Below are 1,047 nucleotides of genomic sequence, written 5' to 3'. Positions count from 1 at the left end.
TCAGTCCACGTATGGATTAGGAGATGTGATCACGTATACCTTCAGGGTAGAGAACGATGGAGACTTCACCTTGACTAATGTGGGTGTTTCGGATGCCTTGCCGGTCTTGAGTGCGATCACTCAGACCTCAGGCACGACAACCTTGGCACCCGGTGGGTCAGCGGAATTTACAGCTACCTATACGATTACGCAGGCAGATGTTGACAACGGATCAGTAGTAAATACAGCAACAGCGACGGGCACACCTCCTACAGGAACTGATGTGACGGCTACAGATACCGAGACGATCACAGTTGATAATTCAGCTGCAACAGCTTCGATCAGTATAGCCAAATCAGCGAGTCAGTCCACATATGGATTAGGAGATGTGATCACGTATACCTTCACGGTAGAGAATGATGGAGACTTCACCTTGACTAATGTGGGTGTTTCGGATGCCTTGCCGGGCTTGAGTGCGATCACTCAGATCTCAGGCACGACAACCTTGGCACCCGGTGGGTCAGCGGAATTTACAGCTACCTATACGATTACGCAGGCAGATGTTGACAACGGATCAGTAGTAAATACAGCAATAGCGACAGGGACACCTCCCACAGGAACTGATGTAACGGCTACAGATACCGAGACGATCACAGATGATAATTCAGCTGCAACAGCTTCGATCAGTATAGCCAAATCAGCGAGTCAGTCCACGTATGGATTAGGAGATGTGATCACGTATACCTTCACGGTAGAGAACGATGGAGACTTCACCTTGACTAATGTGGGTGTTTCGGATGCCTTGCCGGGCTTGAGTGCGATCACTCAGACCTCAGGCACGACAACCTTGGCACCCGGTGGGTCAGCGGAATTTACAGCTACCTATACGATTACGCAGGCAGATGTTGACAACGGATCAGTAGTAAATACAGCAATAGCGACAGGGACACCTCCTACAGGAAGCGATGTAACGGCTACAGATACCGAGACGATCACAGTTGATAATTCAGCTGCAACAGCTTCGATCAGTATAGCCAAATCAGCGAGTCAGTCCACGTATGGATTAGG

The 1,047-nt window shown here is 49.5% G+C and carries 1 protein-coding gene; it reads left to right on the top strand.

Annotation, left to right across the window (positions count from 1 at the left end; translation table 11 throughout):
- Positions 1–1,047 (top strand): CLIPPER-2 domain-containing protein (locus IEV57_RS19245; protein WP_188444659.1); only part of this gene is annotated, 1,047 nt, incomplete at both ends.

It is taken from the genome of Belliella aquatica, from assembly GCF_014637795.1.
GTDB lineage: Bacteria > Bacteroidota > Bacteroidia > Cytophagales > Cyclobacteriaceae > Belliella > Belliella aquatica.
Note: the sequence above shows the minus strand (reverse complement) of the source record. Positions and strands in the feature narration are given on the sequence as shown.